The sequence below is a fragment of the Agrobacterium tumefaciens genome (genome assembly GCF_017726655.1).
GTDB lineage: Bacteria > Pseudomonadota > Alphaproteobacteria > Rhizobiales > Rhizobiaceae > Agrobacterium > Agrobacterium tumefaciens_B.
Genome location: NZ_CP072308.1, coordinates 298,982 through 310,958, shown reverse-complemented (window position 1 = coordinate 310,958; position 11,977 = coordinate 298,982). Strand labels below are relative to the sequence as shown.

The window sequence follows — 11,977 nt, the reverse complement described above, 5'->3', positions numbered from 1 at the left end:
AAGCATTCACAACCTCAATCAGGCTAGGAGTTCGTCGTCCACGCTCGCACCCGCCTCAATCTCCTTGGCCTGGTCGCGCCTCTTGGCTGCATCCCTCGCCTCGCCCTGTACGGCGCGTGCATGCAGCGCCAGCGACCGGCGGAACGAAAGGATCGAGGACGCGTGCATCTGGACGACCGACTTGCGTGGATTAGCGACCGGCGTGCCTTTTTCGGTAACGGCGACCGAACCCTCGGTGCGAAGCAGGTCTTGCTCCCTCACAAGGTCGGCCATCGTGCGGGCAAGCATCGCGGCAATCTCAAGCTGGTGCGCCGACCAATCGGCGCGGGCGTATTCGGCAATGACGTTCTTGAAAAATGGGACATCGCCGTCGTCGAGCGGCACGTTTTCGGGAAACTGGATCTCCTCAGAGGCCGCCGAGGCAATCCTTATGGCCTCATCTACGCTGTCGACACGGCTTTTCTTCTCAGACATGCGGAATCCCTTCGCGCACGCGCGCTTGCGCACGCGCTAGGCAAAAATCTGTGTTTGCATATGCGTTGCGTTACCCCGGCGCTCCTAAGCGCGAGGTCGTCAGACTCTCGATGCACCCCTACCCACCTACTTCAACGAGGTATCCATCAACGCCGACTATGACAGCCTCTTTGCCGGCCTCGATGCGAGCCTTTAGTCTGTCGTGGCATTGGGTGCACAGCGATTGTAGGTTCGCTGGATCGTGGAATAACTCAATCGATCCTTTGTGAGGAACCACGTGATCGCAAACTGTTGCCTCGGTAACCTCTTCGACTGCCAAGCAAAAACGGCAGAGAGGCTCGGTTGATAGCTGCGCCTCTCTCAAGCGCAGCCAACGAGACGTCTTGTACAATCGCTGCCAAGCCGCACTCTCTCTCCGTTTGCTAGCCATAAGCGAACAAGCTCACCTGCTCAGGTGGAGTATTACCCTTCTTGGCATTGCACGATCGGCATAGGCACTGCGTATTCATGTAGCTATGTGCTCCGCCTAGCGACAGTGGCATGATGTGATCCAGCTCTGGTGCGTCAGCATCGTACGTGCCCCGCTTCTCACGAGGGGTAGCGCAACCGCAATCTCTACAAGTCCAACCATCTCGCTCAAACACCGAAATGGGATCCACGCTTTCGACAAACGCATTCCGAAGTCTTGCGCGGTTCTTTCTGTGGCTGACGCGACGCGCCTTTTTCACAGAGCATTCTGACGAGCAAAACATCCTGCGTCGGTCACCATATTCTGGCGCGAAGGACGTCCCGCATTCTGCGCAAGGTCGCCCTGACCTGTCTCGGCCATTGTCGTTCGCAGCGATGTAGCGCTCACGAGTGAACTTATCTCGACAATCTTGACCGCAATATTTCTCAGCCAGAGTGGTGGCGCGAAAGCGTGACCCACATGCGGCGCATCGGCATACCTTCACTGTGAATGACACGTTCATTGAGGCGGCCGCAGATCGCAACCGTTGCGACTCCGATATGTTTGATCCAGCGTCAAACCCACACTGCCTCGAACAAAACCTTGCAGCGTTTTTTCTGTCGCTTCTGCGCCTAAATGTAGATCCGCAATGCTCACACACTCTTTCGGGCGCCAGCTCTTCTCTGCGGATACGCTCTGCATCAAGATCACGATTGAGACGTTCGTTTGCCCTACGACATTTGGCACAGCAGAATTTTTTGGATTTCGGCCCCGTAACGGCAGAGCCGCACATAGGGCATACACGTTCAACGTTGTCATTGGCGGGAACCGGGCCGCTGAATAGTTTATCCATCAAGGTCTCGACTCCTTGTCGACCTCATGTAGAGCGGGTGAGCCGAAGCCCACCCGCGACACCAGCGCAAGAGGTCGAGAATTGCGCCGATCTTCGGAGGGAAAACCAAAAGCGGCCCGCTCAACCAACCAAGGGAACGGGCCGCACGATCACCATGCAAGCGGAGGAGAACGCGCATGGGATTAGAAAGCAAGGAACGACCAGGAAGCCCCAATCTTCTCAGGAGTTACAATTTCCTGCCTTGCTAAGTTGGTTGCGGAGGTGAGATTCGAACTCACGGCCTTCAGGTTATGAGCCTGACGAGCTACCAGACTGCTCTACTCCACGTGATAGTTACCCGCCCACCACTGCGCGTCCACAGCGGATGCCTGTCAATTCAGGGCCAAGCTTGCAAGCAGAGGGTTGGGGCGGCGATAGTTACCCAAAGCTCAGAGGCTGCAACAAGTGCAGCATGGCGATGGGTCCGACGCATAGCGCTCGGAGAGTGGTGGGGTTCGCAACTACGTTGCGCCACCCCTTCACATTACTCTCTCCGAGATCGTGGAAAGGGACGTTACGAAGCCGACTTTCGTAGTGCTGCCATCAGATTGTCATTAGCCGCAATCAATCGACGCTTCCCCTGACGTTCTGCTTGCTTCCCTTGGTGGCCGGCCTTCATGCCAATTTCGGCCATGTTTCTCGCGCTCCTTGCCGCCTCCAGCGTCGCCCTGTCCTCGTCCTTTAGCTCGTCAACCGCATCGAACCATTCCTTGCGATCAGCCATCGCAGTGACGATGTCCTGCCACATCATTGAGCCGCCGCCAGCGCATGTGGTCTTTTGCATCCCCAGAAAGCTATCTGCGATCCTGGCGGAGCCACACGGCAGTCCATCAGGGCAGCGGGTGAATGTAACCTTGCTCATGTCTGTGTTGGCGTAAGCCTTGACTAGCTCCGATCTGGCTTCTTCTGCCGTCATCCTCACACGCGGGCCTTTGTGCTTTTTGCCGGTAAGGTATCTTGCCTTTTTCGTGTCGAGCATCTCGGCGAAGTATTGGTTGCTTTCGGTGACCTCTTGCGGATTGTCGTCTCCACCTAACGCAACATCCACCTTATCTCGAGAGCCAAGCATGGCACCGGCCGGCATCCTTGCTGCGTACTCCTCGACGCCACCGTCGATGGTGAGGCGGTACGCTTTCTCAGTCTGGGTGCCATCGCTGAACCGTAGTGTACCGATCCGCACCACCTGCCCAGCAGAGTTGCGCTCGACCACTCCAGTCGCAACGTTCTTCATGATCTCGGCGACGGATGGGGTAACCAGCCTTTTGCGATCGTGCTTCAGGTCTTCGATTTCATCCGGGTTGTTGTCGTTTGCTGGAACGACAGACCAATTTGTCTGTAGCGGCTCGGGCTGATGATCGGGTTCGGTGGCGAAGCGTCGCACCGCCGCCAGCTGCTCTGCAAGTGAACCATGTCTGGCCATATCGTCTCCCCTGTGGTGTTACTGCTGCTGCGCTTGCGATGGGTGGTTGTCGTTATCGGCCAGCCACCCTTTGACCAGTGCCACCGCCTTGCTGGCCGCTTCTGCCGTGGATGTGAACCGCACCACCTCAACTGGATGCCCGATCCGCGCCAGCGACGCATGACGCTCGACCTGAGCCGGAGATAGCCTGCCCTTGCCGACCTTGTTCTCGATCATCCGCAGCACGCCGCCCTTGAGGTAGATCCGCAGGTCAGCTTCGCCCGGCGTCATGCCGGTTGCGATCGCATCCGCCTGGGCACGTGGTCCGCGCTTCGCGCTGTTCATGTCGCCGGCCAGCAGGAACTGGCGGCCGAACTCTGGCAGGGACCGAAGGGCGCGCACCTGGGCCGCCTGCCCTTCGCTTTCCTTGATCGGGGCATCTGCAACGGTGACCTTGCCTTTGGGCGAGGTGCGGATGACGACACGCTTGCCGTTGATGCGGGTGGTTTGGCTGGTGGCTTTGCGCATGGCGGTCTCCTCATGGTGCGGTGTCGTGGTGGCGACACACATACTTTCCGAGAACGGGCCGAAAACGGGTAGTCGAATTGCGAAATATTTTTGAGCCAAAAGAAAAGACCGGCTAAATGCCGGCCCTTCGGTCTAGTGCTCGTCACCGCGATGCGGACATCGCTTCATCAGCTTCCTGATCGTCCGTCGGTCTCCGCCGAACCGGTCCATGACTTCAACAGCCTTTGGCAGGCTGACCGAGTATTCCTGTTGCAGTTGCTCGACGGTGTATGGCTGCGTTTCATTGTCTGGCATTGCGCCCTCCTTCTGACCCGCAAATGCGACCACCCTGATTCGAGTTCCAGCCAAAAGGCAGGTTGTATCCGGAGCGCCCTTTTGCCCGCCGCACGTTGCCCGAATAAAAAACCTCAAGAACCGTGCAGCCAGCACACCGCCCTGCACGGTTGCACGAGTAGGGTATATATTTAAAAATATATATACCCCTAAACGTGCACCAACCGGGCAGAGCTGTGCAGGTGTGAACGCACGGATGTGCACAGTTGGTGCACGGATAAAAAATGCGCTATCCGGGCGGTACTTCTAGTTGAAATGCGCGTTCGTTTTTGGTTGTGTCTCAGTTTGTGAATAGAACCGAATCCTAAGAGGCAGATATGACCGAAGCTAACGCCAACACCCCTCCTGTTGAGCCGAAGCAATTCATGAAGGGGCGAGCTGAAGTCGCTGAGATCGTCTATAAAGACTACAAGGAGATGCAGAGAGCGACCTTTGATATCGCTAGCCAGTTAGGAAGGTGGTTGCTCGCCAGCTTGCTGTTGATCCATGGCGGCGCGTTGTTTGGTCTCTTCACATTCCTCAGTGAACTGGCGGACAAACCGGATGCGCTGGCGCGCTACCAGTGGACGGTGTGGTGGTTCGTCTCAGGACTGATGCTCACGCTTTTTGCGGGCTTGTTCACTTGGTTGAACTGGTCGATGCACAGCAACAATTACGAGGCTTGGGCGAACAAGGCAATGTTGTGGGACCCAGATCAATGGGCGGGTCAGAACGTCCACACTTGGGGTGTAAACTTCTGCTATTGGGCGGCTTTAATCTTAGGCGTGATGTCATCTCTTTGCATTGTTGGAGGTGCATACTCTACGCTCAACGGAGATTGGGTGCAGCTCGTAAAAACGGCGCTTGCGTAACAAAAAAGGCCGGTGCATCGCTGCCCCAGCCTTCCTGTCGCTCGCCGCTGCTGCCAGTACATCCGTGGTCAGTGCGCAAGCTGTCTGGCCACATAACTAGCTTCGGTGGATTTGGTTCCACAAGAATGAATAAGTGAAGGCCAGAAAAAATAAAGATAGATTAAGACCTGTTTTACGGCTGGCAAAAGAGGATAGCGTGACCGAAGCGTCAATTTACAATAAACGTTTTAACTGTCCACACTGCGGAGCATTTGCGGATCACGAATGGCGTTTTACATACGGCCGCCGTATGTGGCGAAATTCTAGGAACGTCCCTCCTGCGCAATTGGTCGATGATAATGTCCCATCCTACATTAGTGGCGTCACAATTACTGATGGGCAAACGACTTCCGAAGTCGGCCTCCAAAACATGTTCACATCCCGATGTGAAAGCTGCGAACTTGTTACGATTTGGGTGGGCGACAAGCAGGTTTACCCGATCGCATCCACCGCACCGCGGATTAATCCAGATACTCCAAATCACATAGCTGCCGACTATCAAGAAGCCGCCAGCATCATGAATTCTTCTCCGCGTGGAGCGGCTGCGTTGCTTCGGTTGGCGATACAGAAATTGTGCGGTTACCTCGGTGAAGGAGGAAAAAACATCAACACGGATATATCTGCGTTGGTTAAAAAGGGACTAGATCAGCGTATCCAACAAGCGCTCGACGCCCTTCGTGTTATAGGAAATGAAGCTGTTCACCCGGGGACCATGGATCTCAATGACGACCCTAAGACGGTCGAGAGTCTGTTCAAGTTGTTCAATATTATCGTCGACCGAATGATATCAGAGCCCAAACACATAGCGTCCGTGTACGAACTTCTTCCTCCCGAAAAGGTCGCTCAAATTGAAGCCCGGGACAAGGAGAGAGAAACGAAAGAACAGAATTGAGGTTCGTATAGCAAAAGAGAAAGCCGCCAACCCAAAAAGAGGGCTCGCGGCTTTATTTTTAGCAACATAGGGCAGCCCCTAAGCCGCCCTCACAAACACCGCCAACTCTCGCCGCACAGGATCCCGCTCTTCGCGCTCGACAAGCGCACCTTCACGCATCAAAGCAGTCACAAGGCTGGCCGCACGCTTGCGCTGCACGTTATCGTCCAAATCCAGCCCCACAGCGTACGCTACAGCGCCTCCGACCCAGTTCTTGGCCTTCGGTGACTTCTTGTAGTCGGACGCGCTCACGGCCGCCAGAATGGACGCGCGCTGGTCTTCTGTGAGGTCGCCCGCGACATCCTCGGCGCTAGGCCACTGCCATTCTGTTACGACAGGCGCAAAGTCCTGCGGCTGAGCTAGGCCGGTCCCGTTTCCGAGCGGCGTCGACACCAGATGGCGCCACTCTGCCTTGTGCGACAACGGCGTCAGGTTCGACTTGCCGTAGGTGGTGTAGAAGTACCCAAAGCGGTCCTCCTTGTTGATACCCGCCTCGCCTGCCTGCTCTTCGGACATACGGTTGAGAACGCGCACCGAACGCGCCGCACCGATCAGTGACACCGCGCCTCGAGCATCTTCAACCGTCGCCTCACGGTCGGCCACCTTGCGCAGATGGTGCACAATGTCGATCGAGCAGTTGGTGTAGTCGGCAATCTGCGCCCAGAGCTTCGCCACCTTGTCGATCGCGCCGTTGTCGTTCTCGTTGACGCCGTGCGTGGACACGAACGGGTCGACTATCATAACGTCGATGCCGTTGCGCTCGATCTGCTCCACCACCGCCTCAACAATCGGCTGCTGGATCCGAACGCCGGCCTTCTTGTCTTCGATGGCGACGCACAGTTCCTGCTCGCGGCCACTGTCCAAGAAGAGATGCCCCTCGAGGTCGGCAGGCTTCAGCTTGTAGTGAACGCACGCCGCCATGATGCGCCGCTCCATTTCGTCGCGCGGATCCTCGGCGTTGAATATCCACGTGCGCAGCCGCTTAGGCGGCTTGGTGCCAAGAAGCGCCCTGCCCGACACCATGGCCAGCGCCTCGGCGATGCTGCTGGACGTCTTGCCGAGACCTCCCGGCGAGACCGTCACCGACACGTATTTGCGGATAAAGTGCGAGCCATATGCGAACTCACGGCGCGGCAGCGTCTTGGGGTCGATCCACTTGAAGGCTGTTGCGGTGATGGGTGACGGAGGCGTGTTGTCATTGGCAGGCTCACTGTCGCCGACTGGTGACGTAGCTTCCCCATCGGGAATATCTGTGTCGTCTCGCGGCACATCTTCCCGTGCAGTAAGGTCGTCGTTGGTCGCCGCCGCCTGCTCGCGCAACCTACCCTTCTCAAGCCCCCGCTGAATCATTCGCGTGATGTCCACCAGGCGCGTGTTGTCGTGTGCCGGGAAGTCAGGTTCCGGAATATGTCGCGGGTTTTGGATGCCAGCCTTCAAACCGTTCTCGATCGTCTTGCAGCAGCGCGACCAGTCCCTGCCCCAGCCGCGCGCCACGTCCTGAAGCAATGCACGCGCCTCGGCCTCGCTGAGCGCACCAGCGCCGACGATAGTGCCGATCGAGAACGCGGCGTCGTTGAGCGCATTGTTGCGCGTGCCCATAGGAGCGCCGGCAAGGTCCGCCAGTTCGCGATCGACGGCCGCATCCACATAGGCGTTGTTGGTCGCGGCCGACAGACTGTACTGGGTGTGAGCAGGCGCCGACTTCGGCAACAGCAGGTCGAGCAGCCACGCCGGTGCGTCCGCGATCTCGCGCGTGTCCGTTTCCCACTTGTAGGACCGGCCGTTGGCCATCGTGCTTCCAGCGGCCAGCACGTAACCACCCTCTGACCGGATATCCACGCCAGCACCAAGAGCGCCGCGGTTGCGCGTGCCGACGACGTAATTGAAGTAGATATGAAGGCCGCCGTTCGGGCTCATCACGCGTGCCGTGTCTGGCAGCGGGCCATGCTCGGCTTCCATCTCGGCCAGCCAGTCGAAACCGTTGGCGCCACCCGGCTTATTGTCGATGTCCAACGCGAAGAAGCCCGTCTTTTCGCCGGTCGGCAAGCCAACGGCGGCATCCGGCCAATCCGACCACCATCTTTCAATGATGCGCGGAAAGCGCGTCGCGCCCTTGAAGCCGTTAGGCGTCAAAGGCGTTTTTTCGCCGAGCGTGATGATCTCGCCGGTCGCCTGGTCGACATTCTCCTCAGCGTGGGAGCGGCATGGAAATACCGGCCAGCCTTGGGCGACGTAATGTTGCGCTAGTTCAAGCGGCGTTTGCAATGGGGGTCTCCTGATTGTCGTTGGCTGGCATGAACCGCGCGATGCGCTGACCGAGCCAGACGAACTTCGGCACTGCCCAGCTGTTGCCGAGCGCCTTGTATCGTGGGCCGTCCGGGCTCGTTGGCTTGCCGCGCCATGGGATGTCGGTGTAGTTGTCTGGAAACCCTTGGAGGCGTTCGCATTCTTTTGGCGTCAGTCTCCGGACGGCAGACTGCAAGATGTAATCGCCACCTTGGTTGCCGCCTACCGGGCCGCCTGCCATTAGTGGCTGAGCGACCTCGACGGGCCTCGCTTTGTAGTCCTTGCCGCTGTTCTGCGGCATGATGCTGTAGGCTTGAGCCAAAACATGAGGCTTATCACCACCGCCCTGACTTGCCCGAAGCGCCGTCGCGATATCTCCGCCTAGTTCCGCTGTCGCACCGCCGTCACGTCCTCGGATGGAAACCGCTACAGCTGGCTGCATTGTTGTTTTCAGTGGTGGCGAAAATTCATTTACCGGCAAACTTTGCGATGACGACGCATACCAATCGAAAGCCACCGCCTGTACCTCAGCGCGAGCCTCAAGCGTGTAGGCGACACCCTCCTGAACGCCGACGCCGTCTGGCCCGCTATTAGGATTGGTGCGTAGCGCGCCTGCCTGTATGGCATGGGCAACAAAGGTCTCGCTCTCGAAGTCAAGCCGCCCATAAGGGCCGCCGTGAGCGTTAACCGCCGTAGCCACGTCTAAGGGACCAGAAGTCCGGTTGCCTCCGTAGGCAACCGGACTCTCTACCGACCCACCATCTAAATCGAAATCGGTTCCAAGCCCGCCGCTGCCTTTAGTGCGTGCGCTAAATGTCGGGGCAATGTCTTTCCCCGCTTCTCGGCTCGGCGGAGTATCCCGGAACATGCTTTCGGGCTCAAAAAGAACCGCTGCGGGATCTGCCCCGTTTCCAAAATCTGCGACAACGAGCACACGGCGGCGTCGTTGGGCCACTCCGAAAAATTGCCCATCTTTGACAGCCCACGCGGCCCGTCCTTTAGGTCCAGAGACCATACCGTGACGCGCCCACTTTCCTCTTCTCGGTGGTTCGATGGGGGAATCTGCGCCCACAAGTCCGGCGAGGAAGCAGCCGAAGGCGTTGTCTTTGGTGCTGAGGACGCCGACGACGTTTTCCCAGACGACATTCCGAAGTCCATTGTTAGCTGCAAGCTCATGCGCAAGCCTCACGAATTCGAGTGACAAGTTGCCGCGCGCGTCGGCGAGAGATTGACGAAGGCCAGCCACACTGAATGCCTGGCAAGGTGTACCGCCGGCGAGAATGTCCACGCGGCCCAAGGTCTTGGCGTCAATCTTGGTAAAGTCGCCAAGGTTCGGTACGTCGGGGTAATGGTGCTTCAGCACAGCCGACGGGAATTTCTCGATCTCCGAGAACGCCACGGCTTTCCAGCCAAGTGGGTGCCAAGCGACCGACGCCGCTTCAATGCCGGAGCAAACAGATAAGAAGCGCAGACCGGTGTGATTGTCATTTGCATGCTGCATCTTGCCCTCCATCAGAATGGAGCCTCACTAAGCGCCGCCCTCAGCCCTCGCGCACAGCCTTCCCATGCGGCCTTGACCATCATGCGCTGCATGAGTTCGTCGAAGTGCGCGAGGTCCGTCACCCCATGCTCGGCGATGTACTCGCCGACGGCATCAACGCCAGCGTCCAAGGCCCGCAGTTCGTAGTCGTCGAGCCGCTCGATCTTCTTGTAATTGTCGATGCCCACGGCGCACCTCCGGCAAATATAGTGGGGGTCTTTGTCGCGGCCGTTGGCGTTCACGCCGATACCAAACGCATGCATACCGCAGACAAAGCAGGTGGTGGGGTTATGGTCGGCGTCTATCGTCGGTGTGTGTTGGCGCGGGGTTGTTGGAAGTTTGGTCATGCCTGCACCTCCGCCCATTCGACCCACGCCATCAACTTCTTTGCAGGAAAGCTGCGCAGTCGGCTGCCATCATCCTTGACCTGCAACAGATATCCGCGCGGGAAACGTGTCGGTGGCTTGAAGCCTTTAGGCAAGACCAGCGTGACGCTAGCCATGCTCTCCTCCAATCCGAATTCGCGCGCGCCAGCAAGGCTTGCGTTGCAGGCTTCCTTCATCTCGGCGGGGGTCATGCTGCCACCCCAAACAAATCCGCCTGCACCCGCGACACATTGTCATTCACCGCCGCAACAACCCGCCCCTCTTCCGGACGAGCAAACTCGATGCAAACGATCTCGCACATGGGTGAGACTCCTTTCCAATCATTGATGTAGAAGGCAGTATCGATCCCGCAGCCAGCTTCGAAATGAAGGCCGGTGAGCTCCTGGAACTTCACCGCCTTGCCTTCCTTCTGCCGCTCGTAGCAAGGCCGGCCGCTGTAGTTAAAACCAGCTGACATCTGCGGCACGATGAACGCGCCCGAGTCGGCCAGATGCGCAGCTATATCGATCACATGGAATTCGAACTCTGCCCCGGTGTAGCGAGGAGCGCCGCCTTCTCGTTTGATCTTACCGAAAGGCGGGTTGCTGATCGCCACGTCGAACCGGCCCAGCCCCATGCCCAGCACGTCCATCACGTCGGCGAGGATCCATTCGGCCTCTGGCAAAATCTTCTGACCCACAGCGAGGTAATCCGGATTGCGTTCCACGCAGGTGATACGGGCCTTCTGGTGGCTTCGATGCCAGCAAGCGTAGGACAACATGCCGATGCCAGCGCACAGGTCGATGATCTGCCCGCCATATCCGCCCTGCCCGATAGCATCGATCGTGAAATCGAACGCCATGTCGTACGGCGTGAAGAACGCGCCGGCTGCTCCGTTGAGGTGGTTAGCGCCCTCGTTCCAGTTCTTGAGAACGTAGTCCTTATCGTCTTCGGTCAGCACTGGCTTGGTCAGCAGGTCGCAGGCCTGCGCATGGGCTTTCGCTTGAGCTTTGGTGAGCTTGGCCATTACGCTGCCTCCTCGACTTCAAACTTCCCGACCTGATTCCCCCAAGCCGACCAACCCGGCCACGCCTGTCGAGCGAACAACTCGAGGTACGGACCAGCAACAAGCGACTCGATGCGCCCGTACTGCTCATCAGGCTTGCGGGAATGCTCACGACGGGGCGCACGGATGACCGATCTAACTCCGCGGCTTAGGCGCCTCGGGCGACCACGCTTGAACAAATGGCAGACCTCGACCTCCTGCCTGGTCCAGTAGCCCATGCCCATGCGACCTTTGTCCCAGATGAAGGCCAGCGAGACGGGCTTGAAGCCCCACGCTTCGGCGACGTCGAAAGCTTCGCGCTGCAGGTGACTAACCGTCCACAGGAAGAGCAGGCAGTCCTTTGCCGCGACGTCGGAAACGGGCAGCGCCGCAATATCGTCTAGCGACATCACGGCATAAGGCTGCGCACCGCGTGCGGGCGCGACGTTGTCGTTGGCGTAGGTTCTGAATGACCACGGCGGGTCGGCAAGGATCGCGCCGTAGCGCCCCTTTGGTAGCGGGTTCATATTGTCTCCTCAGACTGTGGTGTTCCCGCCGAAGCGGAAGCCGCGTTGGTGGCGCGGTTGGTGGTGTTATGTTATAACTGCGGTACCGATTCAGAAGAGGAACCGATTGTGAAAGAAAATAAGACCGCAGAAGAACTGAAGTCTATGATGAAAGCGCAATTGGATTGCTCAATCAACATCATCGCGCAAGGTGCTCCAGGTGACTGGAATGCCACTTACGCCGGCTCGAGCGCATCCACTGAATTCCTAAAGAAGTTCGAAGACGCACGAGACCATTACCGCAGCATCTACTCGCTTGCCCCTGATCGCGCAGCCTGAA

15 protein-coding genes and 1 tRNA gene are annotated in these 11,977 nt (G+C 58.1%); 3 read left to right on the top strand and 13 right to left on the bottom strand.

All coding sequences use genetic code 11. The features are described from left to right. Positions 1-18: 18 nt before the first annotated feature. The 7 genes from AT6N2_RS01615 to AT6N2_RS01585 form a co-directional block, all read right to left on the bottom strand. Positions 19-474 carry a terminase small subunit gene (locus AT6N2_RS01615; protein ID WP_112515543.1) on the bottom strand — a complete coding sequence of 152 codons (456 nt, stop codon included), beginning with the start codon at positions 472-474 and terminating at the stop codon, positions 19-21. A 118-nt stretch (positions 475-592) separates the two neighbouring features. Continuing rightward, complete coding sequence (locus AT6N2_RS01610) at positions 593-904, bottom strand: HNH endonuclease signature motif containing protein (protein ID WP_209087927.1); 312 nt, start codon at positions 902-904, stop codon at positions 593-595. Beyond that, positions 897-1,226 carry an HNH endonuclease gene (locus AT6N2_RS24370; RefSeq protein ID WP_425292729.1) on the bottom strand — a complete coding sequence of 110 codons (330 nt, stop codon included), beginning with the start codon at positions 1,224-1,226 and terminating at the stop codon, positions 897-899. The genes AT6N2_RS01610 and AT6N2_RS24370 overlap by 8 nt, the downstream gene beginning before the upstream one ends. A gap of 799 nt (positions 1,227-2,025) precedes the next feature. Beyond that, positions 2,026-2,102 (bottom strand) — tRNA-Met (locus AT6N2_RS01600). A 226-nt stretch (positions 2,103-2,328) separates the two neighbouring features. Beyond that, positions 2,329-3,234 (bottom strand): hypothetical protein, encoded by a 906-nt coding sequence (locus tag AT6N2_RS01595; RefSeq protein ID WP_209087923.1) that lies wholly within the window; start codon positions 3,232-3,234, stop codon positions 2,329-2,331. Positions 3,235-3,252: 18 nt separating this feature from the next. After that, positions 3,253-3,741: a VRR-NUC domain-containing protein gene (locus AT6N2_RS01590; RefSeq protein WP_209087921.1), complete on the bottom strand. Its 489-nt coding sequence runs from the start codon at positions 3,739-3,741 to the stop codon at positions 3,253-3,255. Between the two features lie 132 nt (positions 3,742-3,873). After that, a complete protein-coding gene (locus AT6N2_RS01585) occupies positions 3,874-4,035 on the bottom strand; it encodes a hypothetical protein (RefSeq protein ID WP_209087918.1) in 162 nt (53 codons plus the stop codon). 356 nt (positions 4,036-4,391) lie between these two features. Here AT6N2_RS01585 and AT6N2_RS01580 point away from each other — a divergent pair, with 356 nt between their 5' ends. Both AT6N2_RS01580 and AT6N2_RS01575 read left to right on the top strand, forming a co-directional pair. After that, positions 4,392-4,925 carry a hypothetical protein gene (locus AT6N2_RS01580; RefSeq protein WP_209087916.1) on the top strand — a complete coding sequence of 178 codons (534 nt, stop codon included), beginning with the start codon at positions 4,392-4,394 and terminating at the stop codon, positions 4,923-4,925. Positions 4,926-5,058: 133 nt separating this feature from the next. Beyond that, positions 5,059-5,856, top strand: a complete 798-nt coding sequence (locus AT6N2_RS01575; RefSeq protein ID WP_209087913.1) for a DUF4145 domain-containing protein — start codon at positions 5,059-5,061, stop codon at positions 5,854-5,856. A 78-nt stretch (positions 5,857-5,934) separates the two neighbouring features. Here AT6N2_RS01575 and AT6N2_RS01570 read toward each other — a convergent pair whose 3' ends face one another. The 6 genes from AT6N2_RS01570 to AT6N2_RS01545 are packed head-to-tail and all read right to left on the bottom strand — an operon-like array spanning position 5,935 to position 11,658. Continuing rightward, positions 5,935-8,160 carry a bifunctional DNA primase/polymerase gene (locus AT6N2_RS01570; protein WP_209087910.1) on the bottom strand — a complete coding sequence of 742 codons (2,226 nt, stop codon included), beginning with the start codon at positions 8,158-8,160 and terminating at the stop codon, positions 5,935-5,937. After that, entirely contained in the window at positions 8,144-9,682 is a 1,539-nt protein-coding gene (locus tag AT6N2_RS01565) for a DNA cytosine methyltransferase (RefSeq protein ID WP_233282460.1), read from the bottom strand. Before AT6N2_RS01565 ends, AT6N2_RS01570 begins: the two co-directional genes overlap by 17 nt. A gap of 11 nt (positions 9,683-9,693) precedes the next feature. After that, positions 9,694-10,068: a DUF6511 domain-containing protein gene (locus tag AT6N2_RS01560; RefSeq protein ID WP_209087907.1), complete on the bottom strand. Its 375-nt coding sequence runs from the start codon at positions 10,066-10,068 to the stop codon at positions 9,694-9,696. Beyond that, positions 10,065-10,298, bottom strand: coding sequence for a hypothetical protein (locus AT6N2_RS01555; RefSeq protein WP_209087904.1), 234 nt, complete (start codon positions 10,296-10,298; stop codon positions 10,065-10,067). The genes AT6N2_RS01560 and AT6N2_RS01555 overlap by 4 nt, the downstream gene beginning before the upstream one ends. Next, on the bottom strand, positions 10,295-11,113 hold the full coding sequence (locus AT6N2_RS01550; RefSeq protein WP_209087901.1) for a methyltransferase: 819 nt from the start codon (positions 11,111-11,113) through the stop codon (positions 10,295-10,297). Before AT6N2_RS01550 ends, AT6N2_RS01555 begins: the two co-directional genes overlap by 4 nt. Continuing rightward, on the bottom strand, positions 11,113-11,658 hold the full coding sequence (locus tag AT6N2_RS01545) for an MT-A70 family methyltransferase (protein ID WP_209087898.1): 546 nt from the start codon (positions 11,656-11,658) through the stop codon (positions 11,113-11,115). Before AT6N2_RS01545 ends, AT6N2_RS01550 begins: the two co-directional genes overlap by 1 nt. A 108-nt stretch (positions 11,659-11,766) precedes the next feature. Here AT6N2_RS01545 and AT6N2_RS01540 point away from each other — a divergent pair, with 108 nt between their 5' ends. Beyond that, positions 11,767-11,976, top strand: coding sequence for a hypothetical protein (locus AT6N2_RS01540; protein WP_209087895.1), 210 nt, complete (start codon positions 11,767-11,769; stop codon positions 11,974-11,976). Position 11,977: the final 1 nt, after the last annotated feature.